Annotated in this window: 19 protein-coding genes; 12 read left to right on the forward strand and 7 right to left on the reverse strand. The window is 71.2% G+C overall.

Going from position 1 to position 17,803, the window contains the following annotated elements; all coding sequences use genetic code 11:
* Positions 1–47: 47 nt before the first annotated feature.
* On the forward strand, positions 48–371 hold the full coding sequence (locus tag DEI96_RS03160; RefSeq protein WP_111024253.1) for a chorismate mutase: 324 nt from the start codon (positions 48–50) through the stop codon (positions 369–371).
* Positions 368–1,456 carry a lactonase family protein gene (locus DEI96_RS03165; protein ID WP_111024252.1) on the forward strand — a complete coding sequence of 363 codons (1,089 nt, stop codon included), beginning with the start codon at positions 368–370 and terminating at the stop codon, positions 1,454–1,456. The genes DEI96_RS03160 and DEI96_RS03165 overlap by 4 nt, the downstream gene beginning before the upstream one ends.
* Before the next feature lie 16 nt (positions 1,457–1,472).
* Here the strand turns inward: DEI96_RS03165 and DEI96_RS03170 are convergent, their stop codons facing one another.
* Genes DEI96_RS03170 through purS form a run of 4 tightly spaced genes read right to left on the reverse strand, consistent with a single transcriptional unit; the run spans position 1,473 to position 5,758 of the window.
* The gene (locus tag DEI96_RS03170; protein ID WP_111024251.1) at positions 1,473–2,393 is read right to left on the reverse strand and encodes a 2-hydroxyacid dehydrogenase; all 921 of its coding nucleotides are present in this window, start codon (positions 2,391–2,393) and stop codon (positions 1,473–1,475) included.
* A 13-nt stretch (positions 2,394–2,406) separates the two neighbouring features.
* Positions 2,407–4,788 carry a phosphoribosylformylglycinamidine synthase subunit PurL gene (gene purL / locus DEI96_RS03175; RefSeq protein WP_258372909.1) on the reverse strand — a complete coding sequence of 794 codons (2,382 nt, stop codon included), beginning with the start codon at positions 4,786–4,788 and terminating at the stop codon, positions 2,407–2,409.
* 17 nt (positions 4,789–4,805) lie between these two features.
* Complete coding sequence (gene purQ / locus DEI96_RS03180; RefSeq protein WP_027465024.1) at positions 4,806–5,501, reverse strand: phosphoribosylformylglycinamidine synthase subunit PurQ; 696 nt, start codon at positions 5,499–5,501, stop codon at positions 4,806–4,808.
* A gap of 5 nt (positions 5,502–5,506) precedes the next feature.
* The gene (gene purS, locus DEI96_RS03185; RefSeq protein ID WP_017886272.1) at positions 5,507–5,758 is read right to left on the reverse strand and encodes a phosphoribosylformylglycinamidine synthase subunit PurS; all 252 of its coding nucleotides are present in this window, start codon (positions 5,756–5,758) and stop codon (positions 5,507–5,509) included.
* A 178-nt stretch (positions 5,759–5,936) separates the two neighbouring features.
* On the opposite strand from purS, the gene DEI96_RS03190 reads away from it, so the two are divergent.
* On the forward strand, positions 5,937–6,545 hold the full coding sequence (locus tag DEI96_RS03190) for a PadR family transcriptional regulator (RefSeq protein WP_051596619.1): 609 nt from the start codon (positions 5,937–5,939) through the stop codon (positions 6,543–6,545).
* Positions 6,542–8,086, forward strand: a complete 1,545-nt coding sequence (locus tag DEI96_RS03195) for a DHA2 family efflux MFS transporter permease subunit (protein WP_111024249.1) — start codon at positions 6,542–6,544, stop codon at positions 8,084–8,086. Before DEI96_RS03190 ends, DEI96_RS03195 begins: the two co-directional genes overlap by 4 nt.
* Positions 8,087–8,193: 107 nt before the next feature.
* Here the strand turns inward: DEI96_RS03195 and DEI96_RS03200 are convergent, their stop codons facing one another.
* Together DEI96_RS03200 and DEI96_RS03205 are read right to left on the reverse strand one after the other, a co-directional pair.
* A complete protein-coding gene (locus DEI96_RS03200) occupies positions 8,194–9,015 on the reverse strand; it encodes a cytochrome c oxidase assembly protein (RefSeq protein WP_258372908.1) in 822 nt (273 codons plus the stop codon).
* 165 nt (positions 9,016–9,180) lie between these two features.
* A complete protein-coding gene (locus tag DEI96_RS03205) occupies positions 9,181–10,494 on the reverse strand; it encodes an acyltransferase family protein (RefSeq protein ID WP_111024247.1) in 1,314 nt (437 codons plus the stop codon).
* Between the two features lie 169 nt (positions 10,495–10,663).
* Between DEI96_RS03205 and DEI96_RS03210 the strand changes: the two genes are divergently transcribed.
* Positions 10,664–11,185: a Fur family transcriptional regulator gene (locus tag DEI96_RS03210; protein WP_502866290.1), complete on the forward strand. Its 522-nt coding sequence runs from the start codon at positions 10,664–10,666 to the stop codon at positions 11,183–11,185.
* Between the two features lie 95 nt (positions 11,186–11,280).
* The gene (locus DEI96_RS03215; protein WP_111024246.1) at positions 11,281–12,786 is read left to right on the forward strand and encodes a catalase; all 1,506 of its coding nucleotides are present in this window, start codon (positions 11,281–11,283) and stop codon (positions 12,784–12,786) included.
* Between the two features lie 76 nt (positions 12,787–12,862).
* Here the strand turns inward: DEI96_RS03215 and DEI96_RS03220 are convergent, their stop codons facing one another.
* Positions 12,863–13,429: a GNAT family N-acetyltransferase gene (locus tag DEI96_RS03220; protein WP_071405850.1), complete on the reverse strand. Its 567-nt coding sequence runs from the start codon at positions 13,427–13,429 to the stop codon at positions 12,863–12,865.
* 103 nt (positions 13,430–13,532) lie between these two features.
* Here DEI96_RS03220 and DEI96_RS03225 point away from each other — a divergent pair, with 103 nt between their 5' ends.
* From DEI96_RS03225 to DEI96_RS03250, 6 genes are read left to right on the forward strand one after another with little or no spacing between them, the layout of a single operon-like run.
* Complete coding sequence (locus tag DEI96_RS03225) at positions 13,533–13,817, forward strand: hypothetical protein (RefSeq protein WP_111024244.1); 285 nt, start codon at positions 13,533–13,535, stop codon at positions 13,815–13,817.
* Between the two features lie 55 nt (positions 13,818–13,872).
* Positions 13,873–14,427 (forward strand): hypothetical protein, encoded by a 555-nt coding sequence (locus DEI96_RS03230; RefSeq protein WP_111024243.1) that lies wholly within the window; start codon positions 13,873–13,875, stop codon positions 14,425–14,427.
* Complete coding sequence (locus tag DEI96_RS03235; protein WP_111024242.1) at positions 14,424–15,056, forward strand: hypothetical protein; 633 nt, start codon at positions 14,424–14,426, stop codon at positions 15,054–15,056. The genes DEI96_RS03230 and DEI96_RS03235 overlap by 4 nt, the downstream gene beginning before the upstream one ends.
* Positions 15,056–16,099 (forward strand): peptidoglycan-binding domain-containing protein, encoded by a 1,044-nt coding sequence (locus DEI96_RS03240; protein ID WP_111024241.1) that lies wholly within the window; start codon positions 15,056–15,058, stop codon positions 16,097–16,099. The genes DEI96_RS03235 and DEI96_RS03240 overlap by 1 nt, the downstream gene beginning before the upstream one ends.
* Positions 16,090–16,692: an ABC transporter ATP-binding protein gene (locus tag DEI96_RS03245; RefSeq protein WP_111024240.1), complete on the forward strand. Its 603-nt coding sequence runs from the start codon at positions 16,090–16,092 to the stop codon at positions 16,690–16,692. Before DEI96_RS03240 ends, DEI96_RS03245 begins: the two co-directional genes overlap by 10 nt.
* Before the next feature lie 11 nt (positions 16,693–16,703).
* On the forward strand, positions 16,704–17,780 hold the full coding sequence (locus tag DEI96_RS03250) for a hypothetical protein (protein ID WP_111024239.1): 1,077 nt from the start codon (positions 16,704–16,706) through the stop codon (positions 17,778–17,780).
* The last annotated feature ends 23 nt before the right edge of the window (positions 17,781–17,803 follow it).

A 17,803-nucleotide genomic window follows, 5' to 3' on the forward strand; every position in this document is an offset into this window, starting at 1 on the left:
CAGCAGCGGGCCGGGTTCCGCTGCACGTCCGCCAGTAGGCTCGGACCATGAACGACGACGTCACCCTGTCCGAGGCCGACGCGAGCGCCGTCGCCGAACTGCGGAGCATCCGGCAGAGCATCGACAACATCGACGCCGCCGTGATCCACATGCTCGCGGAACGCTTCAAGTACACGCAGCGCGTGGGGCACCTGAAGGCCGAGTCGGGCATGCCCGCCGCCGACCCGGACCGCGAACGGATCCAGGTCGCACGGCTCCGGTCACTCGCCGCCGACTCCCACCTCGACCCCGCCTTCGCCGAGAAGTTCCTCAACTTCATCGTCGCCGAGGTCATCCACCACCACGAGCGCATCGCGGGCCGCGACGAATGAGCGCCGAGCTGCCGTCGCTGCTCATCGGGTCGTACACGGCGACCGGCGGCGGGAACGCCACGGGCATCTCGCTGGTCGACGCCGGGCCGGTCGGAGCCGTCCCGGCACCCCGGACCGTCGCGGTGCTCGACGACCCCTCGTTCCTCGCGGTCTCGGCTGACCGGGTCTACGCGGTCTCCGAGACGAACGACGGCGCCGTGTCGGCCTTCCGGCTGCAGGGCGGCGCACTCGAGCACCTGTGGGACGCCCCCGCCGGTGGGGACGCCCCGTGCCACGTGCGGGTCGACCCCTCGGGCGCGCTCGTCGTCACGAACTACGTCTCCGGCACGGTCACGGCGGTCTCCCTCGCCCCGGCCGAATCACACGCGGCGTCGGTGACCGCCAGCGACGGTGTGGTGCTGCACGGGGACGCCGACCAGCGCTCGGTGCCGGACGAGGCCGTCGCGGTCGCCGTGCTGCCCGACGCCACGGGGCCTGACGACGACCGCCAGGACGGCCCGCACGCCCACCAGTCGATCGCCACCCCGGACGGCACGATGCTCGTCGCCGACCTCGGCGGCGATGCCCTGCACGAGTTCCGCGTCACGGTGTCGGCCGACGGGGTCCCCGCCATCGAGGCGCTCCGCGTGCACCACGTGACCCCCGGCGCCGGCCCGAGGCACATGGCCTGGATCGACGGTGACCTGCTCGTCGCCGGTGAACTCGACGGGCGTGTCCACCGCCTGCGCCGCGACGACTCCGGGTCGTTCGTGACGATCGCCGCCGTGCCGACGTTCGACGGTGCGGTGGGGGAGTCGCTGCTCAGCCACATCGAGGTCGACGAGGCCGGCCGCGTGTACGTGGCCGTGCGCGGGCGCGACCTGCTCGTGGTGCTCGACGCGCGTGACGGCGGGCTCGCCGTCGTCGGGTCGGTGCCCTGCGGTGGGGTCTGGCCGCGGCACTTCGCTCGCGTGCCCGGGTTCGTCCTGGTGGCGAACCAGATGTCCGACGCCGTCGCCGTGCTGCCGCTCGACGCCGAGGGCATGCCCGGCGAAGCCGTCGCACAGATCCCGGTCGGCACGCCGACCTGCGTCGTCCCGCTCTGACGCCGGGGCCGTCCGGCTAGAACTCGATCAGGTTCTCGAACGGGCGACCCTCGGCCAGCGCGGCGACCTGCTTGCGCATCAGCTCGATCGACCGCGGCACGCTCAGGTCGGTGTTGCCGCCGACGTGCGGGGTGAGCACGGTGTTCGGCGTCGTCCAGAGCGGGTGTCCGGCGGGCAGGGGCTCCGGGTCGGTGACGTCGAGGGCTGCGAACAGCCGCTCCGACCGCAGCTCGGCGACCAGGGCGTCGGTGTCGACGACCTTGCCGCGCGCCACGTTCACCACGAGGGCGCCGTCCGGCAGCGCCGCGAGCAACTCCGCGTCGACCAGGCGTTCGGTCTCGGCGGTGAGCGGCGCGATGAGCACGAGGACGTCGGTCGTCGGGGCCAGCTCGGGCAGCTCGCCGAACGCGTGCACGTGCCGGCCGTCCTGCTCGCGAGCGGTCCGGGCGACCACGGTCACCTCGGTGCGGAACGCCTCGAACCGGGCGGCGATCGCGGACCCGATCGCCCCGTAGCCGACGACGGTCACCCGGCGGTCGGCGAGCGATCGGGTCTCGCGGGCGTCCCAGACGCCGTTGGCCCTGTCGACCTGGAACGCCGAGATCTCACGGAGCGACGTCAGCGCGAGGCCGACCGCGAGCTCGGCGGTCTCGTCGTCGTGGATGCCGCGACCGTTCGCCAGCTGCGCGTGACCGGGCACGTGCGGGACGGCGTGCTCGTACCCGGCGCTCGGCAGCTGCAGGAGCTGGAGCTCGGGCAGGTCGTGCACGAACTGCCAGCGGTGCCGCCCCTCGAAGTAGAACGGCAGGAACGTGATCGCGACGTCGTCCGGGCGACCGTACGGCGACTCGACGTCCCAGACGTCCAGCTCGATGCCGTCCGGCACGGGGCCGAAGCGGTCGACGAGCTCGGCGAAGGGCAGGGTGACGATCGGCATCCGCGACCCGGGCCTAGGAGTCGGTGCGCGGCGAGAAGGCACCGTCGGAGTCGAGCGGCCCACGGCCGACGTACCCCTCGGTGACGTCCTCGACGATCACGTCGCCGAAGCGGGCCGGCAGCGTCGCGGCGTGGGTGCCGCGCAGCTCGTCGACCGTGGCCTCGAACGCGCCCTGGACCTCGAGCGTGCTCGACGTCGCGTCGGTCACGCCGATGCGCAGCACCGGGAAGCCCCGACCGTCGCACATGCCCTGGAACCGCACGTCGTCCTCGCGGCGGACGGTCACGATGACGCGACCGGTCGACTCGGAGAACAGCGCCGTCGCGGTGTCGATGCCGTCCCGGGTCTCGAGCTCGTCGAGGACCACGCGGGCGCCGATGCCGAAGCGGAGCACCGACTCGGCGAGGGACTGGCCGAGGCCGCCGTCCGCCAGGTCGTGCGCGCTGGTGAGCAGCTGCTCGCCGGACGCCGCGTACAGCAGCTCGGCGAGGGCCTTCTCGCGCTCGAGGTCGACCGCCGGCGGACGCCCGCCCAGGTGCCCGTGCACGGTGCCGGCCCACGCGGAGCCGTCGAGCTCGAGGCTCGTGGTGCCGAGCAGGTAGATGTTGTGGCCGTCGTCCTGCCACCCGGACGGCACGCGCTTGGCGACGTCGTCGATGATCCCGAGCACGCCGACGACGGGCGTCGGGTGGATGGGGGTCGAGCCGGTCTGGTTGTAGAACGACACGTTGCCGCCGGTGACCGGGATGCCGAGCTCCATGCAGCCGTCGGCCAGGCCCTCGACCGCCTCGGAGAACTGCCACATGACCTCGGGGTTCTCGGGGGAGCCGAAGTTCAGGCAGTCGGTGACGGCGGCGGGGACGGCACCGGTGACGGCGACGTTGCGGTAGGCCTCGGCCAGGGCCAGACGTGCACCCTGCTTCGGGTCGAGCTGGCAGTAGCGGCCGTTCGCGTCGGTGGCGATGGCGACACCGAGGCCGGTTTCCTCGTCGACGCGGATCATGCCGCCGTCGTCGGGGAAGGACAGTGCGGTGTTGCCGAGCACGTAGGTGTCGTACTGGTTCGTGACCCAGTTCTTCGACGCCAGGTTCGGCGAACCGAGCAGGCTGAGGAACTGTGCCTTCAGCGCGGGGCCGTCGGCCGGGCGGTCGAGCGAGGCAGCGGTGTCGGCCTGCAGCGCGTCGATCCAGGTCGGGTAGGCGACCGGGCGGTCGTAGACCGGGCCGTCGACGGCGACGGTGCGCGGGTCGACGTTCACGATCTCCTGGCCCTGCCAGTCGATGACGAGCCGGCCGGTGCCGGTGACCTCGCCCAGCACGCTGGTCTCGACCTCCCACTTGCCGACGACGGCCAGGAACTCGTCGAGCTTGTCGGGGCGGACGACCGCCATCATGCGCTCCTGGCTCTCCGACATCAGGATCTCTTCGGCGGTGAGCGTGGGGTCGCGGAGCAGGACGTCGTCGAGCGAGATGTGCATGCCGCCGTCACCGTTGCTCGCGAGCTCCGAGGTGGCGCAGGAGATGCCTGCGGCGCCGAGGTCCTGGATGCCCTCGACCAGGTCCTTCTGGAACAGCTCGAGGCAGCACTCGATCAGGACCTTCTCGGCGAAGGGGTCGCCGACCTGCACGGCCGGACGCTTGGTCGGGCCGCCCTCGGTGAAGGTGTCGGACGCCAGGATCGACGCGCCGCCGATGCCGTCGCCACCGGTGCGGGCACCGAACAGGACGACCTTGTTGCCGGCACCGGAGGCGTTCGCCAGGTGCAGGTCCTCGTGGCGGAGCACGCCGACCGCGAGGGCGTTGACCAGCGGGTTGCCCTGGTACACCGGGTCGAAGTAGGTCTCGCCGCCGATGTTCGGCAGGCCGAGGCAGTTGCCGTAGAACGAGATGCCCCCGACGACGCCGTGCACGACGCGTGCGGTGTCCTCGTGGTCGATCGCGCCGAAGCGGAGCTGGTCCATCACGGCGACGGGGCGGGCGCCCATCGAGATGATGTCGCGGACGATGCCGCCGACACCGGTGGCCGCGCCCTGGTACGGCTCGACGTAGGACGGGTGGTTGTGCGACTCGACCTTGAAGGTCACCGCCCAGCCGTTGCCGACGTCGACGACACCGGCGTTCTCGCCCATGCCGACCATCAGGTTCTTCGTCATCTCCGGCGTGACCTTCTTGCCGAACTGACGGAGGTAGTTCTTCGAGGACTTGTAGGAGCAGTGCTCGCTCCACATCACCGAGTACATCGCCAGCTCGCCCGAGGTGGGGCGGCGGCCGAGGATCTCCTTGATGCGGGCGTACTCGTCCGGCTTCAGGCCCAGCGCGTCGTACGGCTGCTCCTTGTCGGGGGTGGCTGCCGCGTCCTGCACGGTGTCGGGCTTCGGGCGAACGGGTGTCGTCACGGTGTCGTTGTTCCCTGTCACTTGACGAGCGCGTGCTCGATCACGGAGGTGAAGAAGGTCAGGCCGTCGGTGCCCGAGGCCATCGCAGCGGGGGTGTCCGGGCCGAAGCCGGCCTCGGTCGCGTGCTCGGGGTGCGGCATCAGGCCGACGACGTTGCCGCGCTCGTTCGAGACGCCGGCGATGTCGTCGATGGAGCCGTTCGGGTTCACGCCGACGTAGCGGAACACGACCTGGCCGTTGTCCTCGATGCGCTTGATGGTGTCGGCGTCCGCGACGAAGCGGCCGTCGGCGTTCTTCAGCGGGATGGTGATCTCCTGCTGGGCGCTGAAGCCGGAGGTCCAGGCGGTCGCGGTGGTCTCGACGCGGAGCTTCTGGTCGCGGCGGATGAACTGCTGGTGCGCGTTGCGGGTGTGTGCCCCGGGGACCAGACGGGCCTCGGCCAGCATCTGGAACCCGTTGCAGATGCCGAGCACGGGCATGCCCTTGCCGGCGGCGTCGATGACCTCGGCCATGATCGGGGCCTTCGCGGCGATCGCGCCGGCACGCAGGTAGTCGCCGTACGAGAAACCACCGGGCAGCACGATGGCGTCGACGCCCTGCAGGTCGTGGTCGCCGTGCCAGAGGGCGACGGGGTCGGCACCGGCGAGACGGACGGCGCGCTGGGCGTCGCGGTCGTCGAGCGAGCCGGGGAACGTGATGACGCCGATGCGCATCCGGGTCACTGGCCTTCGACGGTCACGGACACGACGTCCTCGATGACCGCGTTCGAGAAGACGTCGGCTGCGATGTCACGGACCTCGGCGAGCTTGGCGTCGTCGACGGGGCCGTCGACGGTCACCTCGAAGCGCTTGCCGATGCGGACGTTGGTCAGGTCGGCCTTGCCGAGGCGGGCCAGGGCGTTGCCCACGGCCTTCCCCTGGGGGTCGAGGATCTCGGCCTTGGGCATGACCTCGACGACGATCGTTGGCACGTGTTCTCTCCAGCACTTCAGGGGTGGGGGGACGCGACCAGTCTACGGGGCGCGCGCGTCACGCCGGGACGGCCACGGGCCTCCAGACCGGCCCTTGCTGTGCGGTTGTTCATGTCTGTTCCAACGCGTATATTCCACTTCGAATAGTCAACAACGAACAAGCGGACTGGAGGCACGTGTGCCGTCGCTCACGCCACTCGCGTTCGCCGCGCTCGGGCTCCTGGCCGAGGGGCCGACGCATCCCTACGAGATGTTCCAGACGATGACGCACCGACGGGACGGCCGGAACGTCAAGGTCCGGCCCGGCACCCTGTACCACCAGGTCGGCCGCCTGGTGGAGCTCGGCCTCGCCGAGGTCGTCGGGACCGACCGGGCGGGCAACCGTCCGGAACGCACCACCTACGCCATCACGGACGACGGGTGGACGGCCCTGCACGACGGGCTCGTCCGGCTGATCGCCGAACCGGCCGAGGAGTACCCCGTCTTCCACCTGGCCGTCGCCGAGATCGAGAACCTGTCGGTCGACGAGGCCGAGTCCGCACTCCGGGCACGGGCCGTCGCACTCCGGGCCCAGCGCGACGAGGCGGACGAGATCCTCGGGGTCGTCCGCGCAAAGGACCTGCCCGAGCGGTACTGGCTCGACGTGTCGTACGTGCGTGCCATGCTCACGACGCAGATCGAGTGGCTCGCCGCCACGGCCGACCGGATCGCCGCCGGCCACATCTCCTGGGACGCCTCCGTCGCGTCCGCAGACACCACCACGAACAGCAAGGAAACCACTCGATGACCACCGTCACGCCTCCGCGGACGACCGAGAAGAAGCCGTGGCCTGCCCTGTGGGCACTCGTCGTCGGGTTCTTCATGATCCTCGTCGACTCGACCATCGTGTCGGTCGCCACCCCCACCATCGCGCAGGAGCTCGACGCGGACATCAACTCCGTGATCTGGGTGACGAGCGCCTACCTGCTCGCCTACGCCGTACCGCTGCTCATCACCGGCCGGCTCGGCGACCGCTTCGGCCCGAAGGTCATGTACCAGATCGGCCTCGTGGTCTTCACGCTCGCCAGCCTGTGGTGCGGCCTGGCCGGCTCGATCGAGGTGCTGATCGTCGCCCGCGTCGTGCAGGGTCTCGGCGCCGCGATGATGAGCCCGCAGACCATGTCGGTCATCACGCGCATCTTCCCGCCGCAGAACCGCGGCGCGGCCATGGGCCTCTGGGGCGCCGTCGCCGGTGTCGCGTCGCTCGTCGGCCCGATCGTCGGCGGCCTGCTGGTCGACGGCTTCGGCTGGGAGTGGATCTTCTTCGTGAACGTGCCCGTCGGTGTCGTCGCGTTCGTGCTCGCGCAGCGCTTCGTCCCGTCGTTCGAGCGGCACGGACACCGCTTCGACTACCTCGGCATCTTCCTGTCGGCAGCGGGCCTGTTCCTGCTCGTCTTCGGCATCCAGGAGGGCGAGACCTACGACTGGGGCGTCATCGCCGGCCCGATCTCGGTTTGGTCGCTCATCATCGTCGGTCTCGTGGTGCTGGCCGGCTTCGTCGTCTGGCAGGGCGTGCAGAAGGGCGAGCCGCTGCTGCCGCTCGGCCTGTTCAAGGACCGCAACTTCACGCTGGCCAACGTCGCCATCACGGCCGTCGGTGTCGCGATCGCCTCGTTCGCGCTGCCGATCATGCTGTGGGCCCAGGACGTCCTGCGCTTCTCGCCGACCCAGGCCGCACTGCTCCTCGTGCCGCAGGCCGTGCTGTCCGCCGCGCTCGCGCCGATCGTCGGGAAGAACCTGAACCGCTGGAACCCGCGCTGGGTCGCCTCGTTCGGGCTCGCCTGCTTCTCCGTCGGCCTGTTCTGGTTCGGCGCCCTGCTGTCGAGCGGTGCCGAGTGGGGCTGGGTGCTCCTGCCGAGCGCGCTCCTCGGTCTCGCCAACGCCTGCATGTGGGGACCGCTGTCCGTCTCGGCGACGCGCAACCTGCCGCCGAAGCTGGCCGGTGCCGGCTCGGGCGTCTACAACACCACGCGTCAGATCGGTGCGGTGCTCGGTTCCGCCGGCATCGCCGCCCTGATGGAGGCCCGGATCACCGCGAACTTCCCGGCGTCGTCCGGTGGAGCCACTGCCGGTGGCGCGGAGCAGCAGGTCGGCGCGCTGCCGGGCTTCCTGCTCGAGCCGTTCTCCAAGGCCATGGGTGAGTCGCTCTACCTGCCGGCGATCGTGCTGATCGTGGCCATCGTCGCGGCGCTGTTCCTGGCGAAGCCGAAGCAGACCGTCGCGTGGCAGCAGACCGGCTCGGCCACCACGCAGCCCGACGCCGAGCCCGCGGGGGCCCCGTCGAAGTAGGGCACGAGCGCACTTCGTGAGCAGGAATGGTCGGGTCGCCTTCGGGCACCCGACCATTGCTGCTCACGAAGTGCTGCGCAGCGTGCGCCCCACGCGCACCCCGTCCGTCAACTGCGGCGCTGCAGGTGCGCCCGGGTGAGCTCGTCCATCTGCTCGTCGGTCAGGGCGTCGACGGCCCGGGCCTCGCGGCGGTCGGTCCGCTGCCACCGGATGAACAGGGCGACGAGCACGGGGATGTCCGCCACCTCGGCGATGAACCACAGCAGGTCGCCCGCCAGGTGCTGGTCCTGCAGGGGCGACGGGTACCAGGCCCGCCCGACCACCGGCGCGAGGGAGCCGTCGAGCACGTGGTTCGTGATCCGCAGCACGATGCCGGGCACCGCGTCGACGACGAGCTCGACGAACGCGAGCAGGAACTCGGCCGTGGCGAACGTCGACGAGACGAGCACGCCGACCTCGGACAGTGGTGCGAGCAGGCCGAACCCGAGTGCCGGCACCGCCACGGTGATGACGGCGGCCCACGCGGGGGACTCCCGGATCACCGCCGAGAACGGGGTGAGCAGGACGGCGAACAGCGCGAGCGCGACCAGCGGAGCGACGATCGCGTTGCCGAGCAGGCGCACCGGACGTGACCCCATGACCGCGTCGGCGACCTGCGCGAGGCGAGCCGGGCCTCCGATCCGGAGCAGTGCGACGGGCGCACCGAGCGCGGCGAAGGTGGGGACCGCGAAGAAGAGCAGGGCGGCCCGCAGGACGAACGCCCAGCGCAACCGCTCGTCGTCGACGCCGACGATGCCGAACTGCAGCACGCCGAACAGCACGAGCGCCGTGGCGAAGGCGAGCGTGCGCCACCACGGCCACCGGGCACCCCGTCGAGCCGCGCCGACGACCCACCCGCCGTAGGCGACCGCGGCGACGACGAGGAGCACCGCAGCCAGGGGGTCGAAGCGCCAGGTGCTCCAGAACTCGGGTGTCGACGGCGTGGGAGCCTCCTGGGGATCAGGCGGACTCGTCCTTCGCGCCGCCGGAACCATCCTCCGCCCGCCCGGCGGCCACCGGGGGTACGTCGTGGCCCCGCGACGGTGAGAACCGGTTCAGATCCGGGCGACCCCGGGTGCCGGGACGGTCCGCGACAGCAGCCAGACGCCCACCGGCACGGCCACGGCACCGACGAGTGCGACGCCGAACGACAGGTGCAGCTGCATCACGAGGAACGCCGGGCCGATCGTGCAGAGAGCGGCGACCGCGACGACCGGCCACGATGGACGGTCGGCCGACGGCAGCAGCCGGGGGAGCGGCCGGTCGAACCAGCGCAGGGCCCGGGCCACCCCGATCGCGACGGCGAGCACCACCACGAGTGCGACGATGCGCGACGCCCACCACGGACCGGAGCCCGGCGCCGGGAACGGCACCCCGACGAGCAGGGCGATGCCGTTCAGTGCGATGAACAGCGGCAGGTGCCACAGGTAGATGGTCATGCCGTCGCGGCCGAGGACGAACACGGCCCCGAGGGCGGCCCGCGTGCGCATCAGCCGGGTGAGCGGCGCGTGCACGAGCTGGACCAGGCAGGCCTGCGCGATCGCCAGGAACGCCAGCGGGAGCATCGGCGGGTTGAGGTCCTGCAGCATGTCCGGTGCCCAGAGCCCGACCGAGGTCATCGGCACGAGCACGGCGTACGCGGCGACGGCGATGCCGAGCAGGAGCACCTTCGACCGGCGCGCGAACCAGCCGTCTGCCCAGAGGAAGCCGAGCTGCTGCGCGAAGAGCCACACCGGGCCGAGGTTGAGCAGCCCGACCTCGGCGACACCGGTGGCCAGGCGGACGGCGTCGACCGCCCCGGCGAGCACGAGCAGCACGGCGAGGGTGGCCCACGGTGCTCGCTCGTGCAGGCGCATCATCACGGGGACGCAGCACTGGGTGATGCCGTAGGCGGCGAGGAACCAGAGCGGCGAACCGATGCCGAACGCGACCTCGGCCAGCAGCTCCGGCGGCGTCCCAGCGGCCGTGGCGACCCCGAGCCCGAGCGCGAGGAACACGAACAGCGGCACCGCGGGCCGGAACAGCCGCACCAGGCGGGTGGCCAGGTAGTCGCGGGCGGGGCTCGGCGCACCACGGGCGACGGTGCTGCGCCAGCCGACGGCACTCGCGAACCCGCCGACCACGAAGAACAGCGGCATCACCTGTCCGACCCAGGTGGCGGCGACGTACCAGGGGAGTTCCTGCAGCGGGCTCGTCACCCGCACCCCCTGGTCATCGGCGGCGACGCCGACCATCGTGACGTGCACGATGACGACGAGGACGACGCAGGCCGTCCGGATGAGGTCGACGACCAGGTCCCGCTTCGCGATGATCCCCCGGACGTCCGCGGTGCTGTTCGCCTGTTCAGGCAGACCTTGGCTCGTGGACATGTCCGGACGTTAGCGTGCGGAACGGTCGGTCCAGTGTCGTCCCAGCTGATCGCGACCGGATCGTGACACTTCGTATTCCGGTGGCGGCATGCGTCACCTCGCTGGTCGGCAGCAGAAGCTCGTGTACAGTGAACGCGTTGTCTTGATTCCTGCAAAAGAAAGGCTCAGCATGGACGCCGGCGCCGATCTGCTCCGTTCCTCGGGGCTCCGGGTCACGACCCCGCGACTCGCGGTGCTCCGAGCGACCGACTCGATGCCGCACGCCACCGCGGACGACATCGTCACCGCGCTCGCCGTGGAGCTGCCGACCACCAGCCACCAGGCCGTCTACGGCGTGCTGAACGCCCTGACCGGCGTCGGGCTCGTCCGCCGCATCGAACCGGCCGGCAGCCCTGCGCGCTACGAGCGCCGCACCGGTGACAACCACCACCACATCGTCTGCACCCTGTGCGGCGCGATCGAGGACGTCGACTGTGCGGTCGGCCACTCGCCCTGCCTGACGCCGTCCGAGACCCACGGCTTTGCGGTCACCACGGCCGAGGTCACCTACTGGGGCATCTGCGAACGCTGCGCAGCGGCAGAGCGCGACGACGCAGAGCGCGACGACGCAGCGCACGACGACGCAGAGCGCGACCACCCAGACGCGCCCGGCGCGAGCGCGCAGGCGCCCAGCGCCCCCACGCCCGCCTGACGGCGACCGCCCACCGCACCGGCCGCACGACGCGCCGGACCCCGAACCACCCGAGCACCCCTGACCGAACCAACGTCCCACCTCCAGGAGGAACCGTGTCCGACCAGAACACGCCGACCACCACGACCAACAGCGGCGCACCCGTCTCGAGCGACGAGCACTCGATGGGCGTCGGGGCCGACGGCCCCCTCGCGCTGCACGACCACTACCTGGTCGAGAAGCTCGCCCAGTTCAACCGCGAGCGCGTCCCGGAGCGGGTCGTGCACGCCAAGGGCGGCGGCGCCTTCGGTACCTTCACCGTCACGCAGGACGTCTCTCGCTTCACCCGTGCCGCGTTCCTGCAGCCGGGCAAGCAGACCGAGATGCTGGCCCGCTTCTCCTCCGTCGCTGGCGAGCAGGGCTCCCCGGACACCTGGCGTGACCCCCGCGGCTTCGCGCTGAAGTTCTACACCGAAGAGGGCAACTACGACCTCGTCGGCAACAACACCCCGGTGTTCTTCATCCGCGACGGCATCAAGTTCCCCGACTTCATCCGCTCGCAGAAGCGCCTGCCGGGTTCGCACCTGCGCGACCACGACATGCAGTGGGACTTCTGGACCCTGTCGCCCGAGTCGGCGCACCAGGTCACGTGGCTGATGGGCGACCGCGGCCTGCCGGCGAGCTGGCGCGAGATGGACGGCTTCGGCTCGCACACCTACCAGTGGATCAACGCCGAGGGCGAGCGCTTCTGGGTGAAGTACCACTTCATCACCGAGCAGGGCCACAAGACCCTGACGCAGGAGGACGCCGACCGCATCGCCGGTGAGGACGCGGACTTCCACATCCGTGACCTGCACGCCGCGATCGAGCGTCAGGACTTCCCGCGCTGGACCCTCAAGGTGCAGGTCATGCCCTACGAGGACGCAGCGACCTACCGCTTCAACCCGTTCGACCTGACGAAGGTGTGGCCGCACGCGGACTACCCCCTCATCGAGGTCGGCACGATGGAGCTCAACCGCAACCCGGAGAACTACTTCGCGCAGATCGAGCAGGCGACCTTCGCCCCCTCGAACTTCGTGCCCGGCATCGCGGCGAGCCCCGACAAGATGCTCCTGGCGCGCATCTTCAGCTACGCGGACGCCCACCGCTACCGCGTCGGCACGAACCACGCCCAGCTGCCCGTGAACGCCCCGAAGAACGAGGTCCACTCGTACTCCAAGGACGGCGGCATGCGCTTCGACTTCCAGAAGTCCGAGGTGCCGGTGTACGCGCCGAACTCGCTCGGTGGGGCGCACGCCGACCCGAACGCGACCGACGACGCCCCGGGCTGGGAGTCCGACGGTGCGCTGCAGCGTTCCGCCGCGACCCTGCACCCGGAGGACGACGACTTCGGTCAGGCCGGCACGCTCGTCCGCGAGGTCCTGGACGACGCCGCCCGTGAGCGCCTGGTCGGCAACATCGCCGGCCACGTCTCGAAGGTGACGCGCGACGACCTGCGCGAGCGCGTGTTCGCCTACTGGACGAACGTCGACGCCGACCTGGGTGCGCGCGTGCGTGCCGCGGTCGCGCCGAGCGCGCCGGGCTCCAACGAGGACCCGGAGAAGGTCGCGGTCGAGGCGTAAGCCCCGCTGCACCACCTGACGGACGGGAGGCCCGGTACCAGCTGGTACCGGGCCTCCCGTCCGTTGGTCGTTGCGGCTAGACCTGCTGGCCGTTCAGCCAGATCGGCCCAGCGGGCCAGTCCTCGAGCTGCGCTGCCACCGGCAGCGCCATCCAGCCGCCCTGCTCGGTGTTGCTGACGCCCGCGCCCTCGGCGGTGAACGCCGAGAAGGTGCCGACGGCCTCGGGGAACTCGTGCCAGCCGAGCTTCGCGTAGAAGGGGATCCGGTCCTCGCCGGCGCCGAGGAAGCCGAAGGGGACGCGGAGTCCCTCGAGGACCGCCGCGGTCCGGGTCATCAGCTCGCGGCCGACGCCGGTGCCCTGCAGTCGGGGCGACACGGCGACCAGGCCGGTGTCACCGACCAGGACGTCTTCGCCGCCGACGGAGATGTACATGCGGCGGATGCCGACGTGGGCCAGGACCACCCCGTCGGCGTCGTGCGCGAGTACCCGGCGTTCCGGCTGCATGCCGGACCAGCTCCGGCCGCCCACGTACCAGTGCGACCAGTCGGGGAAGGCCTGCCCGAGCAGCGCTGCGATCGCTTCGTGGTCGGGGAGCGACAGCGTGCTCTCCTCGACCACCTCCCACCGGATGTCATCAGTCACGCGTCCATCCTGCACGGATGTGGTGACGGTCGTTGCGTTCCCTCACTGACCGGTAATACGTTAACGGTGACATCATGATGGTGTCGCAACGAAGGGGAGATCGATGTCGATCAAGAACGTCGTACTGGCTGCGGTCGTGCTGGGGAGTGTCGTGGGCGGCGGGATCGCGGTCGACACCGTGACGGCGCCGGAGGCGAGTGCTGCGACGTGCTGGCGGAAGGTGACGCAGAGCACGGGCTTCAACGAGTCCGGTTGTGGTCGCGCTCAGCACTTCAACCGTCTGCGGAGCGGGACGATGAAGTGGGGGAACGTGGTCGGTGGCAACAAGTGGTCCTACCAGGCTGCATGCTGGACCAACATCGCCCAGTACGGCATGACCCGGGCCTGACGCGGTGATTCGGAGCAGGCTTCGGGGAGCAACGATCGTCGGGGCGATCGCCGCCGTGGGGCTCGTCGGCTGTGCTCAGGCGGATGCTGCACCCCGGGTCGTCGATCCGTCGGGCTTCTCCGCGGCCGGGCCCTGGGCGGGTGAGTTCGCGGAATCAGCCGCCGACGCCAGCCCGTACCAGCGGCAGATCCTCTCGGACGGAACGATCTCGGCGCGGGAGGTCGCGGATGCGCAGTCCCGCATGAGCGCATGCATGCGGGATCTCGGCTACGACTACACGACAGCGGAGGACGGCACGTCCGAAGCCTCGCCGCTCCCCGGGCGGAAGGCTGAAGACGCCGCGGCCGTGAACGATTCGAAGTCGAAGTGCGCGAAGGACTTCGACAGCGACGTGACCTACCTGTTCAACGAGGTCCGGCGGAACCCGGAGAAGCAGGACGAGGCAATGATCACCGTCGCGTGCCTCCGTGCTGCGAGACTCGTCGACGACACGTACACCGAACGTGACTGGCGTGATCAGAACGACGACGGGAACTTCTCCTTCTCGCCGTGGGATCCCGCAGCCGTACAGTGTCGGCTGGACCCCCTCGGACTCTGGCGGCAGCAATGACCAGGGTCTTCGCCGCACCGTCCATCGTGACGGCGAAACTCGTTCTCCTGCTCGGTTCGGCGCTCGCGCTCTCTGGCTGCTCGGCGGGTGACGCGGACACGCCGAGGCCCTCCGAGCTGGCTCCTGCGTCGCTCGAGGCGGCGGGCCCCTGGGCGGATGCGTTCCGCGAGGCACTCGACGCGGACGTGTCGGACTCGGAGGCGAGGGTCTTGGCTGACGGTCGGGTCACGACCCAGGAGCTCGAGGACGCTCACGCGAAGGTCGACAAGTGCCTCCGCGATTCCGAGCTCACGATCTCGTACTTCGCCGACGGCGGGTTCGAAGTGGGAAGCACGGTGGGCGAGTCGCCGAGCAACGACATCGGGAGGACCAACAAGATCCTTGAAGCGTGCGAGTCGAAGTTCGACCAGAGCATCACGTTCCTGTTCGAGGAGACGCGCAGGAACCCCGGCAAGCTGGACGATGCGAAGATCACCGTTCCGTGTTTGCGGAAGGCCGGCCTCGTCGGAAGGGACTACACCGAGGAACAGTGGCGGAAGGACCAGGACGCCGACGCCTTCCCGTTCGACTCGATGGGCGAGCAGGCGAAGCAGTGCGCCCTTGATCCGCTCGCGCTCTGGCGGCAGTGATGCGCTTCCCGTCTGCCGCACTCCTGGCGCTCGGGGCGATGGTGGTCGCAGCGGCGACGGCCGCCGCCCTCGTGGTCGCTGTGCCGGCCGAGGTCCCGGCCGCACTCCGGGCGGCAGCCCCCGCGAGCACTGTCCGGGTGACCGAGCGCACCGATGCCGATGAGCGACAGGTGCAGCTCGCACTCGACATCGGTGCCCCACGGTTGGTCGTGACGTCGCGGACCGGCACGGTGACGACGTCGACGTGCTCGACCGGGGCACCCGTGCGGAGCGGGGACGTCCTCGCGCGGGTCGACGGACAGCCGGTGCTCGCACTCGCCAGTGACGAGCCGCTGTGGCGCGACCTCGAGCTCGGCGACCGCGGGGCCGACGTCACGGGGTTGCAGCGGGAACTCACGCGCCTCGGTGCCGGATTGAGCATCGACGGCGTCCTCGGTCGGGGCACACTCCGTGCTGCGCAGCAGTTCCTGGTCGACCGAGGCGTCGACCGCGACGACCTGCCCGACGACGTCGTGCCGCGGGCCCCGTTCGCTTGGGTACCAGCCGCCGAGAACACCGTCCTGACGTGCGTGGCCGTCGTCGGGGCAACGGTCGGTGCCGACGGTGTCCTCGTCGAACTCCCGGCCGATCTCCGCGGTGCGCGCATCGAGGCGCTCCCGGTCGATCCGGCGCCGGGGGAGCGCGTGCTGCGGATCGGGAACGCCGATGTCCCGATCGACGCCGCCGGGGTGGTCTCCGCGCCGACGGACCTCGCTGCGATCACCGCGCTGCCGGACTACGCGGCGGCGGTCGCTTCGGCGGACGGCGCACCGACGGTGGCCGCGACCTGGACGCTCAGTCGCCCGCGGACCGTCCAGGTGGTGCCACCGACGGCCCTCTGGGACCTCGAAGATGACCGGGCGTGTGTGCAACCGACGACGGGGCGCTCGCTCCGGGTCGAGGTGCTCGGATCGGAACTCGGGCAGTCGTTCGTCCGGGTGCCCGGCGGACGAACGCTCGACCGGATCCGGGCTGCGCCGGACCGGTCCAGCTCGTGTCGGTGACGCTCGAGGGCGTCGGGCACGTCTGGCCGAACGGCACCGTGCTGTTCGACCGCGTCGACCGCACCTTCGCCGAGGGGACCGTGACCGCGGTCGTCGGGCCGAGCGGTTCCGGCAAGTCGACGCTGCTCGCGATCCTCGCCGGGATGCTCCGTCCGACGCGCGGTGTCGCCGTCCGTCCGCCGGGCTCTCGGCCGCTCTGGGTCTTCCAGAACCCGTACGGGGTGGCCCGCCGCCGCGTGCTCGATCACGTCGCGCTGCCGTTCGTCGCCCAGGGCGCGGATCGTCGGACCGCAGACGTCCGGGCGCTCGGGGTCCTCGAGCGCTTCGGGCTCGGTTCGCGGGCGCACGCGCGGTTCGCCGAACTGTCCGGTGGTGAGGCGCAACGCCTGATGCTCGCGCGCGCCATCGCCAGCGCGCCGGGTCTGATGCTGGTCGACGAGCCGACGGCGCAACTCGACCGGGCGACCGCGATCGAGGTGAACCGTGGGATCGGTGCGCTCGCCGCGTCGGGGACGGTCGTCGTCGTCGCCACGCACGACGACGCGACCCGTGACGCCTGCGACGGAGTGCTCGATCTCGGGCGCTACCGATGAGCCTTCGCCGGATGCAGGTGACCGAGGTCTGGCGTGAGGCGTTGCGCGACATCGCTTCCGGAGCCTCGTGGGCAGCGACGTCCGCTGTCGTCCTCGCGGTGCTGCTCAGCTGTGTCGTGGGCCTGCGCGCAGTTGTGGTCGCCGATGACGTCCGAGCGGCTGCGGTGTTCGTCGCGAGCGGTGCGGCGACGACCGTCCAGCGGGCCGAGGGCCGGATCGACGGCCGCGTGTGCGATGCGCTCGTGGACACCGAAGGGGTCATCGCGTCCGGTGCGTTCCGGCGCCTCGACGCCAGGGTCGTCCCCGCCGCGCTGCCGGGCTCGGCGATCCCGACCTACGAGGTGACCGCCGGGGTGCGTGGTCTGCTCGGCGGCTCCGATGCTGACGGCACCGCGGGAGTGATCGTCTCGCCCACGGTGCGCGAGACCCTGGGTCTTGCTGCCGGCGATCGCCTCGTGACGGCGGGCGGTGCGGGCACCGGAGTCGCCGGTGTGTACGACTACCCCGACGACGGCCGGGACCCCGACCTGGAGTACGCGGTCCTCGCGCCGACGGTGGACGACGGGTCGCCGTTCGACGCCTGCTGGGCGACGGTGTGGCCGCAGCGCGACGACACGGTCTCGATGCTCCGGCGCACCGTCCTGCCGGCGAGCGGGGCCGAGGGCGAGGACCGACCGACCGCCGGGCAGCTCAACCCGACGCTGGGCGCGGTGTTCACCCCCGTGGCGCGGCAGCCAGCGCTCGTCCCGTTCGGTGCGGCGGCCCTCGTGGGGCTGACGATCGGTGCGGCAGCGGTCGCACGGCGCCGGCTCGCCCTGGCCTCCGACCGGCACGTCGGGGTACCGCGGAGCGCGCAGGTCCTCGGCATCGTCCTGCAGCACCTGGTCTGGGCATCGGTCGGGGCGGTCGTCGCGACGAGCGTCGCGGTGGTGTCGGTGCGTGGCCTCGACGTCGACGATGCGCTGCCGATCGTGCGCGAGGCGATCGCGATCGCGTCCCTCGGGCTCGTGGGCGCGCTGCTCGGTGGGGCGCTCGCCGCGGCCGCGATCCGGGAGCGCGCGCTGCACCGCTACTTCCGCTCCCGCTGACCGCGGCCGGCGGGGCGGACGCG

This window comes from Curtobacterium sp. MCLR17_031, assembly GCF_003234775.2.
Lineage (GTDB): Bacteria > Actinomycetota > Actinomycetes > Actinomycetales > Microbacteriaceae > Curtobacterium > Curtobacterium flaccumfaciens.

Coding starts and splice junctions, on each gene's coding strand:
- DEI96_RS03160 (WP_111024253.1), top strand. CDS start 48: ATGAACGACGACGTCACCCTGTCCGAGGCCGACGCGAGCGCCGTCGCC.
- DEI96_RS03165 (WP_111024252.1), top strand. CDS start 368: ATGAGCGCCGAGCTGCCGTCGCTGCTCATCGGGTCGTACACGGCGACC.
- DEI96_RS03170 (WP_111024251.1), bottom strand. CDS start 2,393: ATGCCGATCGTCACCCTGCCCTTCGCCGAGCTCGTCGACCGCTTCGGC.
- purQ (WP_027465024.1), bottom strand. CDS start 5,501: ATGCGCATCGGCGTCATCACGTTCCCCGGCTCGCTCGACGACCGCGAC.
- DEI96_RS03195 (WP_111024249.1), top strand. CDS start 6,542: ATGACCACCGTCACGCCTCCGCGGACGACCGAGAAGAAGCCGTGGCCT.
- DEI96_RS03205 (WP_111024247.1), bottom strand. CDS start 10,494: ATGTCCACGAGCCAAGGTCTGCCTGAACAGGCGAACAGCACCGCGGAC.
- DEI96_RS03210 (WP_502866290.1), top strand. CDS start 10,664: ATGGACGCCGGCGCCGATCTGCTCCGTTCCTCGGGGCTCCGGGTCACG.
- DEI96_RS03225 (WP_111024244.1), top strand. CDS start 13,533: ATGTCGATCAAGAACGTCGTACTGGCTGCGGTCGTGCTGGGGAGTGTC.
- DEI96_RS03235 (WP_111024242.1), top strand. CDS start 14,424: ATGACCAGGGTCTTCGCCGCACCGTCCATCGTGACGGCGAAACTCGTT.
- DEI96_RS03240 (WP_111024241.1), top strand. CDS start 15,056: ATGCGCTTCCCGTCTGCCGCACTCCTGGCGCTCGGGGCGATGGTGGTC.
- DEI96_RS03250 (WP_111024239.1), top strand. CDS start 16,704: ATGCAGGTGACCGAGGTCTGGCGTGAGGCGTTGCGCGACATCGCTTCC.